Source organism: Microbacterium sp. STRO-2N (genome assembly GCF_057747775.1).
In genome coordinates this window covers 192008-208612 of sequence record NZ_CM173223.1, presented here as the reverse complement: position 1 = coordinate 208612, position 16605 = coordinate 192008, and the positions used below count along the sequence as shown (strand labels likewise).

The following is a 16605-nucleotide window of genomic DNA, read 5'->3' as shown; positions in this document are numbered from 1 at the left end:
GAGGCGGCGCTACCAGGTGGCGCGTTCGCTCCACTCGGGATTGCCGCCGATGATCCGTACGTAGTGCGGGCCGGCGTAGCCGTTGTAGCAGTCGAGCTCGACGGAGCCGTTCGACGGGATGTTCACCGGGTAGCCCGCGTTGTTGGCGAAGTAGCCGTCGACGTCATGGCACTCGATGCGGTACGACCCGCCGTTGAAGTTCTCGGTGTTGATCACGTACTTGTGGCACCGGTTGCCGAGCGAGTTGGTCGAGCAGCCGCCGACCTCCGAGCCCTTCGTGACCCACACGCGGGGCTGGGGCGGGTCGGAGGTCCGCGCCGAGGCGCTCGCGATCTGCGACCACTGGCCCTCGGTGTCCATCGCCTGCACCCTGATCGTGCCGGTGAAGCTGTGACCGTGGTTGATCGCGCGGCTGCCGGTGCGGCCGACGTTCTCCCACGCGCTGCCGTTGATGCTGATCTGCATGACCTGGATCGTCCGGCCGTTGTCGGCGGGCGCGGACCACTCGTAGGTGATGGTCGTGCCGCTGGCGCGCGCGGTCGCGCCCGGCGTGTTCACCGGTCCGTACGGCCGCACGCTGTTGGACTGCGGCGACGGGTCGCCCGTATACCTCACGCCGTCCATCGAGGTGTACGCGCGCACCCGGATCGTGTAGTCGGTCGAGGTCGACAGTCCGCCGATCGTCTTGTTGCCCGGCATCGCCGCCCACTCGCCACCGTTCAACGAGTACTCGTACTGCACCTCGCCTGCGCTCGCGCCGTTGCCGGGCGCATCGCCGTACGACACCACCACGGCGCTGTTGTTGTTCGGGGTCGAGAGCGAGACGTTCGGCGGCACTCCGGGCACCCCGAACGCGCGCTTCGGCGCGGACGCGGCGCTGTAGTCACCCCAGCCCGCCTTGTTCTGCGCACGCACCTTGAACGTGTAGTCCGTCGTCGAGGTCGGCACGTTCACGGCCTGGCGCGTGGCGCTCGCGCTCACGTCGATCGTGTTCTGCAGGGTCGAGCCCTGCCACACCTGCACCTGGTAGGCCGAGATGGCGTCGCCGTTGCCGGCCGGCGGCGCCCACACGACCTCGAGCTGGGCCTGGTTCCCGACCGGGTCGAGCCGGTTCGTCGTCGGCGCGGCCGGCGGCTCCGGCGCCCGCGCGGGCACCTCGCCGACCGACCAGGGGCTCCACGACGACGGTTCGGGCGCACGGTTCACCGCCTGCACCTGCACCTGATACGAGACGCCGTTCTCAAGGCCGTCCCACACCATGCTGTTGCCGGTGACCTCCGTCTTGAGCGAGACCCCCGACGGCGGGGCCGGCGAGATCTGCAGGTTGAACGACTCCACCGGCGAGCCCGGCGTCGGCGGCGTCACCCACGTCACCGTGAGGCTGCGGTCGCCGAATGCCAGCGTCGGCGCCTGCGGGGTGTCGGGGCGCGCGTCGGGACGAGCGGTCTCGGACGGCGCGGACGGGTCCGAGTCCCCGACGCGGTTCGTGGCGATCACGGTGAAGTTGTACTCGACGTTGTTCGTGAGGCCGTCCAGCGTGCACGTGGTCGACGCGCACTTCTGGGTGTAGCCGCCGGCGACCGACGACACCGTGTAGCCGGTGATCTGCGCGCCGTTGTCGGCGGGCGGCGTCCACGACAGCACGACGGTGCGGTCCTGCACGCTCGAGACCGTCGGCGTGCCGGGTACGTCGGGTCGGCCCTGCACCGTCAGCCGGATGCGGCCCTCGACCTCGCGATCGACGTCCTCCGTGGCGTCCTGCACGCGGTAGCGCACCACCATCGTGCCGAAGAAGTCCTTGTCGGGCGTGACCTCGACCTTGTCGCCCGCGACCTCCACCTCGCCCTGGCCGGTCTCGATCAGCGCGGTGGTCACGGTCAGCGCCTCGCCGTCCTGCGCGAACGGGTTGAAGTCGTTCGCGAGCACGGCCACCGACTGCGTCCTGCCCTGGTGCGCCTCGTCGATCACGTCGTCGTTCGCGGTCGCGAGGGGACGCGTGGATGCGGTCACCCGCACCGTGACCGACCCCTCGACGGGCTCGGTCACGCCGTCGGTGATCTCGAGATCGATCGTCGCCGCGGTGCCCTTCTTGGTGGCGGCGGCGGCGCTCACGCGCAGCTCACCGTCCTCGATCGACGCGGTCATGCCCGCGGGCGAGCCGCCGACGATGCGGTATGCCATGCCCTCCATGTCGTCGGGATCGGGGTCGGACGTCAGCGCGCGCAGGTCGAGGCCGGTCGCCTCCTCGCCCGGTGCGACGTCCATCTGGCCGTTCGTGAACGTGGGCTGCTGGTTGTCGGGCGGAAGCACCGTGATCGGCAGCGTCAGCGTGGCCTTGCGGCCCTCGGGATCGTCGGGGCCGCTGCCGTCGGTGACCTCGAACGTGATCGCATCCGCGCCGAAGTACCCTCCAGCCGACGTGTACACGAGCGTCGACTGGTCCTTCACGAGACCCGAGCCGTCGGCGTGCACGGCCGACACCTTGGCCGCCTCGGTGACGATCACCGGACTGCCGTCCGCGGAGCGCACGTGGTCGGCGAGCGGGATCTCGATCGTCTCGCCGCTCTTCACCTCGATCGGCTCGGTCGTCGTGAGCGTGGGCGGCAGCGTGTCGAGACCGGGGACGTGGATGAAGGCGGATGCCTCGTTCCCGTCGCCGTCCGCGATCGTGTACTGCACGAGCTGAGAGTCGTCGGCGAGCGTGACGCGCACGCTGCCGTCGGCGAGGACGCGGGCGTCGGCATCCGTCACCGACACCGTCAGCGCGTCCAGCGTGCCGTCCGGGTCCTCGTCGTTGGCGAGCACCTCGACGTCGGTCGAGCCGTCCTCGACATCGGCCGCGCGCACGTAGTCGTCGCGTGCGATCGGCGGAAGGAGGGGCACGTCCTCGGCGACGGTGATCTGCAGCACCGCGGTGGCCTTGGCGCCGCGGTCGTCCTTGATGGAGTACTGCAGCGAGGTCTCGACCGGGCTGTCGGGGGCGGTGACGACGACGCGGTCGCCCTGCACCTTCGCCGTCAGGCCGTCGACGTCGGGAAGGACCAGGCCGTTCGAGACGAGGCCGAACAGGTCGCCGTCCGGATCGGAGTCGTTCGCGAGCACCGGCACCGCCACCGAGCGGCCGGGGCGCATCACCACGGAGTCCTTGACCGCATACGGCGCCTGGTTGGCGGCCTCCGGCGGGGCGATGCCGACGCGGATCGTCGCGGTCGACTCGGCGCCCAGCCGGTCGCGCACGAGGTACGTGAAGGTGTCGACGCCCGTGGTGTCGTCGAACGCCTCGTAGAGCAGGTGATCCGACGCGGTCTCGACGATGCGGCCCTTCTCGGGAGCCGAGTCGATGCCGACGAGGGTGACCGAGTCGCCGTCCGCGTCGATGCCGTCCAGCGGCACCGCGATGCGCACGCGGCTCCCGGCGAGCACGCGGGACGTCAGGTCTCGAGGCTTCGGCGCGGAGTTCGTCTCGGCGTTGACCGGGAGCACCTGGATCGTGATGTACCCGGCGTCCTTCTGCCCGGTGCTGTCGACGACCTCGTACGTGCCGTACACGGTGCCGGGCTCGTCCGACGCCCGGAACCGCACCGCGTCCTGCGACACGAACATCTCGCCCTGCTCGGGCGTGATGAGCGGCGGCACGAGGTCGGGCGCGACGTGGATGGCGTCGTTGTTCGGGTGGTAGTCGTTGTCGAGCACAGGGATCGTGACGACATCGCCCGCGCGCACGACCACCTGGTCGTCGTTGGCGACCGGCGGCCGCAATTGTGACGGAGCGGGGATCGGGATGACGATCACGTCGCCTTCGGCGGACTGCGCGCCGTTCGAGATCCGGTACGAGATGCGCACCTGCTCCGACAGCGCGGCCTGGTCGCTGATGCGCAGCGTCTCGTGGTTGAGCACCGCCACCGCGATGCCGGAGTTCGGCTCGACGGTGACGGACTGCACGACGAGGATGCCACCCGACGGGTCGGAGTCGTTCGACAGCACGTTCACCAGCACCTCGCCGCCGGCAGGCAGGAGCGCGACGTCGCGCACCGCCACGGGCGGGAGGTTCGTCTCGCCCTCCGAGAGGACGTCGATGCGCACCAGCCCGGGCACGCCGCCCGTGCCGGCCGCCACCAGGTACTGCACGTAGTACGTGCCGGGCGTCGCCGAGGCGAAGGTGAAGGTCTTGTTGGGGTAGTCGGGCACCACCTGGGCACCGGGGACCTCGTCGACGCGCGCGAGCCGGAGGGGCTCGCGTCCCGCGCCGACGTCGTTCGCGAGCGGCGAGACGGTCGCCGTCTGGCCCGCCCGCACCGCGACGTAGTCGGCGTTGGTCACCGGGTCGATCGAGCCCACCGGCCGCACGTCGAACCGCACCGTGCCCACCGCGACATCGGTGCCGTCCGACACCGTGATCGCGACGTCTTTGCGGCCCTGCGTGCCGCCGACCGCGCGGTAGGTGATGCGGCCGTCCGACGTGAAATCGGCCTCGTCGCCCTCGGCCGGGGTGACCGAGGCGAGGAACACGTCGTCGCCGTCAGGGTCGATCCAGTCCGGCAGCACGTTGTACGTCACCGTCCCGCCGGACTCCACGGCGACCGTCGTGATGCGCGTCTGCGTCGCGGCGGCGTTGACGTCCCACGGGCGCACGGCGAGCGACACCGACGCCGTGTCGGTCCCGCCACGGCCGTCCGAGACCTCGTACGAGAAGGACGCCGCGCCGCTGGCGTCCTCGGGCACCGCGATCTGCAGACCACGGCCGTTGTCGATCGACTGCACGTCCCCGATCGACGGTCCCCCGTCGAGCACACGCGAGGTGAGCACGTCGCCGTCGGGATCGCTGTCGTTGTCGAGCACCGGGAGCATGGTCGTGCGGCCCGGCCGGACGCCGAGATCGTCGTCGGTGGCGACCGGGGGCGTGTTGATGTCGGACCGCTCCGGGAGCGTCGTCTCGACGGTCTCCTCGGTGGTCTCCTCGTCCTCTTCGGTCTCACCCTCCGGGGGCGTGATCTCTTCCCAGTTGTCGACCCGCTGCATGCTCTCGGCCGCCATCCAGGTGGCGCCGCCGACGACGTCGTTCAGCACGATCACGTCGCGGTTCACGCGGAACCGCAGCACCGAGGCGGGCTCTGCTCCCTCGATGTCGCTCGTGAGGTCGTCGCCGTCGCCCGGACAGTCCCGCACGAAGCGCGCCGATCCGCTCCACGCGCCGTACGCGCAGCCCTCGAGCCAGACCGGCGCCGTCGGCGACCCCTCGGGCCCGGCATCGATCGCCGTCGGCTCGGAGCCGTCCAGCGGCACACGCAGCAGCGCGGCATCCGTCGACAGGGTCACGGCATCGGAGGACGCCCCGGGCTGCTGCAGGACGGCGCTGCGGGCGCCGTCCACCACGACCGCCCTGCCGTCGACGTAGACCGTGCCGGTCGACGTGTCGAGCACGACCGGTCGCGCTCCGACCGCTGAGATCGACACCTTCGCGTCCTCGGGAAGATCGGCGATCGTCGTCCGCTGGGGATCCGAGAGCGTCCCGTCCTCCTGCAGCCCCACCGTGACGACCTCGCGGCTCTCGGGCGAGACGGCATGGACGAGTCCGTCGACGCCGACCGCGGCATCCGCTCCCTTGCCGACGTTCACGGCAGGGTCGGTGCCCTCGATCTGGAACGAGCCCATCGCCGCCGCGTCGACCACCCACAGGTCGCCCGATGTCCGGTCGAGGATCGACACCGTCGAGCCGCCGAGCGTCACCTTCGCCCCGTTCGGGACGTTCGCCGCCTCGGCGAGCGCCACCATGGCGGGGTCGACCACCGTGACGCTCGAGGATCCCTCGTCGACGACGAGCACGGTGCCGCCGGACTGCAGGATGTCGTACTCATCGCCGGTGGTGCGAAGACCCGCGTCGAGCACCTTCGACTCGTGGTTGAAGTGGCCCACCAGCAGGCTCGAGCGCTTGGTCACCCACACACCGCCGTCGTGCAGGTCGACCTCGGTCGTCGGAAGGCCCTGGTACACGAAGGCCATCGTCGTGAGCGTCACCGCCGCCGCGGTCACGGCGCCAGCGGATGCGAGGGTGCGCGGGCGCGACCGAAGCCAGGTGAACGACCTCATGCGACCTGGGCCTCCTCGGGGGCGTCATCGTTCGATGTGACGGAGCATCCGGCGGATGGCCAGAGCTCGCGAAAGAGGGGGAACTACAGCCTAACCCGGACTTCAGTGCAGCCCCGCCCACCGGTCTCCGAGGCGATGCCGCGCAGCCCCGGATCCCCACGGGGTGTCCCTCTTGGGGACCCGGGCATTGTGCGGCGGCAGGTGCCGACGTACTCAGATCGACGAGGCGGAGGCACCCCGGCGACGACCGATCATCAGGACGAGCCCCGCAACAAGCAGGGCGAGTGCGAGTGCCCACCCCGACCAGACGGAGCCTTGCCGGCCGGTGACGGCCAGCTGCTGGACAGTCGAGGTGGTCGACGCCTGCCGCACGGCATCCCCTCCGTCGATGCCCCGCACCAAGAGGCTCGGGTCGCTCGTGACGACGTTGACCAGATGGGAGCCGTCCCTCACGGTGTCCGCCACGGTCACCGAGTAGGTCACCGTCGCCGTCTCACCGATCTCGAGACCGCCCGTCCACGTGAGCGTCGCACCGCTGACGACCACACCGCCGCTCGTGGCCGACACGTCGCCGTTGTACGCGGCCCCGTCGAGCACTCCGCCGAGGTCGTCGGTGACGATGGCTGGATCGCCCTCCGGGATGTCGGCGTTACCGGTGTTGGTGATGGCCACCGCGTAGCGCAGTGCGTCGCCAGGTGACACCACCGCGGCATCGACCGTCTTGGTGATCTGGAGCGCCGCCAGAGGCGTGCGCGTCATGGCGCAGCCGCCGTCGCCGTCGCTTTCGCAATCGTCGGCCGCCGGAGGGTTCGGTGCGGCCTCCGTCAGATCCGACACGTACGCGAGGTTGATCAGATCCGCGTTGCCGCCATTGTCGGCCACTACGGCGGTGTACGTGACGGTGACGCTTTCGCCCGGTGCGAGCGCGGCGTGGAACCGGTACGCGGATCCGGTCGCGGTGAAGCGCCCGACCGCGGGGCTCGCCGTCAGATCGCCCGCGAGATCGGCGTCGTCCTCCACATCGCCGAGGACGTCCCAGAACAGCGCGGGGTAAAGCTCCGTGAACTCTCCCTCGCCGACGTTCTCGATCGTGACCTCGTACGCGACGGAGTCGCCGATCCGCAGGAACGGCTCGGACGGCGTCGCAACCTTCCTGATCGCAAGCTCCGGCACGCGGATGTCGGCTGCGGCCACGGCATCCGTCCGGATGGCTCCCTCCACGCCGGAGGCAACCGTCGCGGTGTTCACCCAGCCGTCTTCGACGCTGTCCTGACCATCCGGCAGCATCACGCGGACGGTGACGTCGAACACGTGAACCGCATTCCGCGGCAGCGCCGTGCCGTCGAGGACGAGCTGGAGCTCCGTCTGGCCGTCCCAGTCCGCGTTCACCGCGGGTGAGCCGGGCCGGCCGGCGGCCGATTCCACGGTGATCTCGCTGCCCTCCGGGAACGAGAACTCGTCCACGAGCCCGTACGAGAGCTGAACGTCGGAAGGGTTCGCGACGGTCATCGTGTACGACAGCAGCCATGAGCCGTCGGACTGCTGCACCGGCACGCCGCCGAGCTGCTTGGTGACGCCGGGATCCCAGGTCTCGGCGCAAGCTGAGCGCACCAGCTGCACGGGTCCCGTGTCGAGTGTGACAGAATTTCCGAAGCCTGTCCCGGTCTCGCCCGGCTGAGCCGTGCAGTCGGCCGCGTCATCGACGGATGAGACCGCGCCTGCGTCGATGACCGCGTGCACGATGTAGGTGTGGCTGCCACCCGCGGGAAGCAGCACGCTCGTCGCGATCGATTCGCCGTCCGTGCCGTCCCACTCTGAGGCCTCCAGACCCTCAGGCACGTCCACTGCCGCCTCGACCAACGTCATGCCCTCGCCGAGCGCGAATGCGTCGTCGAGGGTGTACCGGCTCGCCGCCGTCGCCGACGGATTTGCGACGGCGATCTCGTAATCCACCGCCCACGTGCCGTCGGCCAGCTGCCGCTGCGACGTGACGCTCTTCGAGACGGCGGGCACCGGCACCTCGGGGGCGTCGACGCACGCGACCGCACCCGAGATCCTGCTCCCGACGTGAATCTCGCTCTCGTTGCGAAGTCCGCCCGGACCCTGCTGCGGATCGCAGACGGGGACGGCGGACAGTCCGGCAGGCACGGAGAACGTCACCGTCACCGTCCAGGTCTGCACGCGCGGCTCTGACTCACTCGTCGCCGCGCCGATCTCGTGACGGCCCAGGGACCTCACCGTCGTACCGTCGAAGACGCCGTCCGATTCTGCGCCGTCCGGTCGAACGACGGCGACTCGTTCGATCGCGATGCCGGTCGGGAAGGTCAGGGCGTCGGTCAGCTCGTAGGGGATCGTGCCGCCGGTGGTCGTGGAACGGTTCGTCACGGTGATCGTGTACGCCACGGTCCACAGACCTTCTTCGTCTTGAACGGGCGGCCCTGCCACGGCCTTCACGACGCTGGGGTCGGTAGCCGGCTCGCAGGCGTCGGCGAACGCCGTGCGTCCGCCCACGATCACGGTCGCGATGTTGCGGTAGCCGGTTCCTGTCTCGCCTGCATCGAGGCGGCAATCCGCCGCCGGCGACTCCGCCGCGAGATTGCCCGGGTCGACCTCGACGGTCACCGTGTAGACGTGGGTCGCTCCTGCGGCGATCGCCGCCGGAGCGCCGAGCAGCCGCGGGTTCGAGTCTCCGTTCCACGTCGCGTCGAGGGCAACGCCGGCGGGGCCGGTCACGCGGCGATCCACCACCGTCGCTTCGTCGGCGAACGCCAGCCGGTCCTCGAGACGGTAGTGCGACGCGTACCGGGCGTCGGGGTTTTCGACCCTCACCTCGTACACGATCGACCAGTTGCCGCTCTCGAGGATCGAGGACGACGCGACGCGCTTTCGGACGTCGACCATCGGGGTGGCGACCACCGCGGTGCAGGCATCCGCCGTTCCCGAGACCGTCGGCCCGGTCCCGGCGAAGAGCGTCGCAGTGTTCGCGTAGCCGCCGGTTCCGGCGGGGCCGCACAGCAGGTCCGAGGGCGGGACGGCACCGAGGGGCGCGTCGACCCGTGCCGTCACGGTGTACGAGTGCGCCACCGATGACTGCGTGCCGGTCGGTGCGGGGAGGCGCACGACGCCGGACGTCAGCGACGTCGCCGCCGCGCCGTCGAATCCGGGGACCGGACTGCCGTCGGGACCTGTGGCGGCGACATCGAGCAACACGACGCCCGACGGGAACCGCAGTTGATCGCGAAGGGTGTACGCGAGATCGGTGGAGGCCCGACTCGTGTTCACCACCGACACGGTGTAGGAGACCATCCAGCTGCCGTCCGGCTGCTGCACGGGTGCCGCGGCCGTCTTGCCGACTCGAGGCTCGGCAGGCGACGCACACGCCTCGGCGGTCACGACCGAGCGACCCGGCATCGACAGAGACGCGGCATTCGCGAAGCCGCCCGCCGCTCCAGCGGTGCAGATCGCCGCCGAGGTGCCCGGCGTCTCGTGCGCATCGGCTGTCACGCTCACCCGGTAGGTGTGCCTCTCGCCGGCTGCGATCGGAATGTCAGTCGCGATCGTGGCGTCGCCGTCGGCCGCCCAGGTCGGAGAGGGAGAGCCGCCGGGGAGCGTCGCCGTCGCGCTGATCGCCTCGAGGCCGGCGCCGAAGCGCAACCTGTCGGCCAGCGCGTACGTCGTCGATCCGGTGGGCGCGACGTTGGTCACCTCGATCGCATAGACGATCGACCACGTGCCGTCGTCATTCTGCGAGAACGACTCCACGCGCTTTCCCAGCTCCGGAGCGAACACCGACTCGACCTTCGCGCACGCGAAACCGTCCTGGTCGACGCCGTTCTCGCACGACGTGCCGACCGCCCCCGAACCCCACGCGGTGTTCGCAAGACGCAGGTCCGCTCCTTCGCCCACGACGACGGTGTAGGTGAACGTGACCGCGGCACCGACCGGCAGGGACCCGGACCACACGAGGCGGCCCGATCTGTTCGGCGAGATCGCGACGGTGTCCGTGCCCGTCACGGCCGCCGTTCCTTCGGCGAACGAGGCGTCGTCGAGTACGCCGGACATGTCATCCACAAGGCGTGCCGGGTCGTCCTCGGGGAAGTCCGCGGTGCCGTCGTTGACCATGCTGACCGTGTAGGTCACACGATCGCCCGGACGCACGCCCGACGGCGCCGTGTTGCTCGACTTCGACACCGAGACACGGCGCAGCTGATCCGCGTCCTCGGCTTCGGCCGACAGCACCTCACCGCTCGACGCTGGGTCGGGCGCCGACGCCGTGACGATGTTGATCACATCGCCGACGGCAGCCGGGTCCACCCGCACCGTCACCGTTCGCGTCACCGCGCTGCCGGCGGCCCCCGTGCCGTCAGAGCCTTCGTCGTTCGGCGTGCCCGCTCGTGCGACGTCGACGACCCACTCGACGGTGCCGCCGCGGCCGTTGGCGTCCGCACCCGCGTGCACGCCACCGTCGCTCGCGCTCACGAACACAGCGCCGGCCGGCAGTGTGTCCTCGACCGACACGCCGGTGAGGGCCTCGCCGACGAGGTTGTTCGTCACCGTGATCGTGTATGTGAGTTCTTCGCCCGCGACGGCGACGTCCACGCCGTCCGTCTTGTCGACGTCCAGCCCGGGCGCGCCGGCGAAGATCCGGAAGCAGCCTTCGGTGTCGTTGTTCTCCACCACCGGGTCGACCATGATCCCCGAGATGATGGCCGGCGCACAGATTGCGCCCACGCCGTCCGCCGGACGCACCGGCACGTGCAGTGGAACCGGCGTGTCCAGCGGCAGCGTCGTGACCGCGCCGGACGCATCGACCGGCTCGCACGTAAGCGTCGCGGCGCCCTGGACGGGCGCGGTGCCGGCCGGTGTGGCGCACGACCATCCGGCCGGGCTCAGCGACGTCACGGTGAGTCCCTCGGGCACCTCGACGGTGACGCTCCCCGGCGCGTCGGCCGAGCCGCCGTGGTTCACGACGGTGAATGGCAGCACACCGGGCCGGCCTTCCTGCAGCGGGAGCCGTTCGGGGACCGTGATCTCCAGGTCCGCCTCCGCCGTGACCGCGCACACGGCCGGTGGCTCCGACGGCAGGGTCTGCGCGGTGTCGATCGCGATCGAGTTGCACGCGCGCGCATCGGCGCTCGAGCCGGCGCCGACATCGGCTGTGTACTCGAACGAGACCTCCTGGCCGGGCGCCAGATCGCCGCTGTAGGCGGCGCGGATGGCGGCAGCGCCCGCGACCGTCGGGGTCCAGGGGGTGCTGTCTGTGGGCTCGCTCGTCACCTCCGGGCGCGGAGGATTGCGCGACACCGAGTACCTGAGGTCCAAGCCGCTGGAGACGTTCTCGACCGCGCTCAGCGTCTCGGTGAACGTCGAACCTCGCCAGTCCCCGTCGAAGGGAAGGATGTCGTAGGCCACGATGCCGTTCAGTGTCCGGTTGCCCGCGTTCGCGATCGTGACGCGGTAGCGGATGTCGGTGGCAGTCGTGGAAACCGGGACCGGCCGGCTGCTGTCGCCGATCCAGTCGCAGTCGCCGTTGTCGTCGGGGAGGCAGATCTCCTTCACCACGGAAGCCAGGTCCGTGCCCGATACCAGGACGTCCTGCACGGCGCTCGAGAACACGTCGCTGGTCGATCCGTCGCCATCGACGTCGGCCGTGTCGGTCACCGCTCCCGAGAAGGTGGCGTCGGACGCCGCATAGGCGTCGCGCGAGTCGCCCACCCACGCGGTGGCCCGGCTCTGCGTCCCGGCGGCGACCGCGAAGGTCGGCTGCGCCTTCACCGTCATCGTGGGCCAGGTGGTGTTCTCGCCGAATCGGACCGTGTCGGGCCAGCTCGCCACGACGACGTCGCGCTGCTGACCGCCGATCGTGACCGTACGGTACGAGAACGACACGGACGGGTCGATCGCCTGTGTGCCGAACGACGCCGAATCCGGTACGACGCGCCACCCGACGGGCGCTGTGAAGACATACATCGGAGCGATGTCCTGGTCGACGCGGATGTTGGCCGTGGCGCCGCGCAGGGAGAACGTCACGTTCCGGCCGGGCACCGCGTTCCCGCCGTTCTCGACGACGGGGGTGCCCACGAAGCTCGCGGTGAACCGCGGTAGTGCGGTCGCCACGCGCGGCGTCTCGCGGAACCGGAGGGTGCGGTTCACGCCGCCGACGACGTCCTCGAGGTCGTAGCCGGGGTACGTCATCGTCATCGACGCACCGTTGGTGCGGGTCTCGCCCGCCGGCGCGGTCGTGGTGACGGTGAAGTCGAAGTACACGTGGAAGGGCGTGCCGACGGCCGTGTCGGTGGGACGGACGTTTCCGGGCGCGATGTCTCCGCTGGTGACGGTCGCCGACGTGTATCGACAGCCGTCGGCGCGCTGCGCAGCGGTGAGCGTGGTGCTGACCGCCGTCACGGAACCCGACACCGGAGAGCCGGTCGCACACTGGTAGGTGAAGTCGATGGTCGGCGCCGGTTGCGTGGAGGTCGCCCGGATCTGGTAGACCGGCGCGTCGGCCTGATCCAGGCCGTCGTCGACGATCACCGCGCGGCCCGGCACGTTTCCGGCGTTGTAGGCGGCGACGACCCAGTACTTCGCGTTGTCGGCGAACGGCGCGAGGGCCTGACCGGGTGTGCAGACGCGGTTCCAGTCGTCGCGGCCGGTCTCGGGGCACGTCATCCCGGTCACGTCCGGGGGCACGTTGACCTGGCGGACGCCTCCCACCGTGGCGTCCGACAGCGCGTCCTTGGCGGTACTCGCCCGGGCGAACGGGTCGTAGCACGACACCACCGTCCCGAACGAGTCGGGCGCCGACGTCTTGGTCGTCCGCGCCGTGTCGAGGTACGTCGCGGTGACCGTGGCGCTCTGGATCGTGGCGGTCTCTTCGAAGTTGCAGCCGTTCTCATCGGCCTCGGGGAAGTTCGAGGCCGGGTACGTCACCGAGAAGGAGCGTGCACGATACTCGTCGCGGGCGACCCATTGCTGGGTGGGGCTCGACGTGCCGAAGCCGCCGGCGGCGTAATAGTCGGGCGTCTCGATGGTGCCGCGCGTCCACATCACACTGTGCGACGCCGAGTCGTAGGTGCCACCACGCGACGCGCTGCCGTCCACGTACACCGCTTCGCGCGGCAGCGGAACGCGCACGGTGTAGTTGCTCGCCGCCTGGAGGTTGGAGAAGCCGGCGACGGATGTCGCGTCGCGCCGGGCGATGGCGCCCGTCGACATCCGTACGACGTAGCTCGCGGTGTCTCCCGGCTTGACCAATCCGGGACCGCGCACCGTGATGCTCGGGTCCGGCACGACGTTCTGCCATGTGACGGCCGCCGCGGTGGACGTCGCGGGCGCCTGCGCGTTGGGCGAGTCGATCGTCGCACCCATGACGATCTGGAAGCCGTTCGGATAGAACTGCGACGGCAGCACCGTCGTATATGTGTTCACTGCCGGGCTGATGTACTGCACGAGGAAGCTGCCCGACGTCCCGGCCGGGACGTCGCCGAGCGGGAAGGTCCAGCCCGTGTCGTCGCTCCCGGTCGGTTCGGCGGTTCCGCTGCCCGGCGGGCGGGTCCACGTCTCGTACGAGAGGAGGGTCTTGCCGCCCCGAGGCGGGCTGGTCACGATCCCGTGGGGGTCGGGCTGGGACGGCGTGAATCGGACGGTCGCACCCGCGCACGCGTCGACGGCGCACGAGTAGTCGACCCGGTAGGCGATCCGGTCACCGTGCTGGCCGCGGCCGGCGGTCGTCTGCACCTGACCGGTCAGGTAGTCGACCGGTGTGACGTTGATGGATAGCACCGCTGGGCCGGCGGCCGCCGCCGGGGCTGCCGACAGCAGACTCGCAAGCATGGCCATCGCCGCGATCGGCGCGAGCAATCGCCGCCCGAAGGCGATCGACGACCGACCTGCACTCTTCGATTTCGCGCGAGACAATCTCACTCCCCTGTGCCCTCGACGACGGCACAGGCCTGGTCGCCGCCACCGGAGCGCTCCGGTCGTCGCGGCGCTGTGCTGACTGCCCCCGATGTGTGCAGCGTACGATCACATGCCAGGTGACGGCGAGATTTCACCCGCGGCATCACCCGTCGCGCTGGCTTTCGGGGAACTGCGGAAGGCGTCAGGCGCCGACGTACTCCCGCAGGTGCTTCGCGGTGAGCGAATCGCTCTTCGCGACGAGGTCGACCGGAGTGCCCTGGAACACGATCTCGCCACCGTCGTGGCCGGCGCCGGGACCGAGGTCGATGATCCAGTCCGCGTGCGCCATGACCGCCTGGTGGTGCTCGATCACGATGACGCTGTTGCCGGCGTCGACGAGGCGGTCCAGCATCCCGAGCATGTTGTCGACGTCGGCGAGGTGGAGGCCCGTGGTGGGCTCGTCGAGCACGTAGATCGCGCCCTTCTTCGCCATCGAGATCGCGAGCTTGAGGCGCTGCCGCTCGCCGCCCGACAACGTGTTGAGCGCCTGGCCGAGCGTCAGGTAGCCGAGTCCGACGTCGATCATGCGGGTGAGAGTCGTGTGAGCAGGGCCCTTGGTGAAGAAGACGGATGCCTCGGCGGCTGTCATCGCGAGCACCTCGGCGATGTTCTTGCCGTCGAGCAGGTACTCGAGCACCTCGTCCGAGAAGCCTGAGCCGTCGCACACCTCGCACAGCGTCTCGACCGTCTGCGTGAAGCCGAGGTTCGTGATGATGACGCCGAGCCCGCGGCACGCGATGCACGCGCCTTCGGAGTTCGCGCTGAAGAGTGCCGGCTTGACCCCGTTCGCCTTCGCGAACGCGGTGCGGATGGTGTCCAGCAGTCCCGTGTACGTCGCGGGGCTGCTGCGGCGGTTGCCCTTGATCGGCGACTGGTCGACCACCACGACGTCGTCGAACGCCGGGACGTTGCCGTGGATGAGCGAGGACTTGCCCGACCCTGCGACTCCGGTGACGACGGTGAGGATGCCGAGCGGGATGTCGACGTCGACGTCCTTGAGGTTGTGCTGAGTGGCGCCGCGGATCTCGAGCGCTCCCTTCGGCGCGCGGGTCGCGGGCTTCAGCTGCGCGCGGTCGTCGAGGTGACGGCCCGTGATGGTGCCCGACGCCCGGAGCCCGGCGACATCGCCCTCGTACTGCACCTCGCCGCCGGCGCGGCCGGCGCCGGGGCCGAGGTCGACGATGTGGTCGGCGATCTCGATCACCTCGGGCTTGTGCTCGACCACGAGCACCGTGTTGCCCTTGTCGCGCAGCTGCCGCAGCAGGTCGTTCATGCGCGCGATGTCGTGCGGGTGCAGTCCCGCGGTCGGCTCGTCGAACACGTACGTGATGTCGGTGAGCGCCGACCCGAGGTGCCGGATCATCTTCGTGCGCTGCGCCTCACCGCCCGACAGCGTGCCGGACGAACGGTCGAGCGAGAGGTACCCGAGGCCGACCTCGACGAACGAGGCGATCGTCTGTCGCAGGCCCGCCATGAGCGGCGCCACCTCCGGTTCGTCGATCGTGCCCAGCCACTCCGCGAGGTCCGAGATCTGCATGGCCGCGGCATCCGCGATGCTGATCCCGCGGATCTTCGATGACCGGGCTCCCTCGTTCAGCCGTGAGCCGCCGCAGTCGGGGCACGCGGTGAACTTCACCGCGCGGTCGACGAACGTGCGGATGTGCGGCTGGAGCGAGTCGCGGTCCTTCTGGAGCATCGACTTCGTGAGCTTGGGCACGAGCCCCTCGTAGGTCATGTTGATGCCCGACATCTTGACCTTCGTCGGCTCCTTGTAGAGGAAGTCGGCGAGCTCCTGCTCGGTGTAGTCCTGGATCGGCTTGTGCGGATCGACGAAGCCGGACTCGGTGAACCCCTTCACCATCCAGCCGTCCACGTTGTAGCCCGGGATCGTGAGCGCGCCCTCGGCGAGCGACTTGGTCTTGTCGTACAGCTCGTCGAGGTCGATGTCGCTGACCTCGCCGAGGCCCTCGCACCGCGGGCACATGCCGCCCGTGATCTCGAACGTGCGCTTCTCCTTGACCTTCTTGCCGCCCTTCTCGAAGGTGACGGCGCCCGCCCCCGACACCGAGGGGATGTTGAAGGAGAAGGCCTGCGGCGAACCGACGTGCGGCTGGCCGATGCGGCTGAACAGGAGCCGGAGCATCGCATACGCGTCGGTCGCGGTGCCGACGGTCGACCGCGCGTTGGAGCCCATTCGCTCCTGGTCGACGATGATCGCGGGGCTGACGTTCTCGAGCGCATCGACCTCGGGGCGGCTCAACTGCCCCATGAACTGCTGCACGAACGTCGGGTACGTCTCGTTGATGAGGCGCTGCGACTCGTTCGCGATCGTGGCGAAGACGAGCGACGACTTGCCCGAGCCGCTGACTCCCGTGAACACGGTCAGCCGGCGCTTGGGGATCTCGACCGAGACGTTCTTGAGGTTGTTCTCGCGCGCCCCGATGACGCGGATGACTTCGTGGGAATCGGCGACATGGGTCTCAGGCATGCCGACCAGTCTGCCGGTCAACCCGGACACTCCGCTTCCTCGATCCTGCTCGAAGCCCGGCACGTCCAGGC

At 70.0% G+C, this 16605-nt stretch carries 3 protein-coding genes; all 3 read right to left on the bottom strand.

What is annotated here, in order from left to right; genetic code table 11:
• Nucleotides 1-9 precede the first annotated feature (9 nt).
• The gene (locus tag AC3ANN_RS00855; protein ID WP_488339124.1) at nucleotides 10-6087 is read right to left on the bottom strand and encodes an Ig-like domain-containing protein; all 6078 of its coding nucleotides are present in this window, start codon (nucleotides 6085-6087) and stop codon (nucleotides 10-12) included.
• Between the two features lie 213 nt (nucleotides 6088-6300).
• Nucleotides 6301-13920 (bottom strand): DUF7927 domain-containing protein, encoded by a 7620-nt coding sequence (locus tag AC3ANN_RS00850; protein WP_488339123.1) that lies wholly within the window; start codon nucleotides 13918-13920, stop codon nucleotides 6301-6303.
• A gap of 268 nt (nucleotides 13921-14188) precedes the next feature.
• A complete protein-coding gene (locus tag AC3ANN_RS00845; protein WP_488339122.1) occupies nucleotides 14189-16534 on the bottom strand; it encodes an ATP-binding cassette domain-containing protein in 2346 nt (781 codons plus the stop codon).
• Between the last annotated feature and the right edge of the window lie 71 nt (nucleotides 16535-16605).